Raw genomic sequence first — 327 nt, forward strand, 5'->3', positions numbered from 1 at the left:
TTCGTTGACCCCGTATTCGTCATTGAAGTGCAGGTGTTCGAGGTCCAGTTCCCTGGCCAGCTCAAGCAGTACCTGGGGCGCCTGTTTCCAGCGCTCGGCGCTACGCACCAGCAAGGGGATACCGAGAGAACCGAGCGTCTTGCCCAGTTCGGCGAGATTGCGCAGCCAGAAATCGACCTTGACCGCCGCCTCGTCATGTTCCTGCCACTGGGCAGGACTCAGCAGGAAGACGGCCACCACCGGACCCTGTTCGGCGGCGGCGTGGAGAGCGGGATGATCGAGGGTGCGCAGGTCGGTACGAAACCAGACGAGCTGACTCATGCATGG

The 327-nt window shown here is 62.4% G+C and carries 1 protein-coding gene; it reads right to left on the minus strand.

Going from position 1 to position 327, the window contains the following annotated elements; genetic code table 11:
* Positions 1–321, minus strand: a 321-nt coding sequence (locus FS767_RS21885; RefSeq protein ID WP_144968200.1) for a deoxyribodipyrimidine photo-lyase, incomplete at its 3' end; no start/stop codon positions are given.
* Positions 322–327: the final 6 nt, after the last annotated feature.

This window comes from Pseudomonas sp. DE0010 (genome assembly GCF_007680745.1).
Taxonomy (GTDB): domain Bacteria; phylum Pseudomonadota; class Gammaproteobacteria; order Pseudomonadales; family Pseudomonadaceae; genus Aquipseudomonas; species Aquipseudomonas parafulva_B.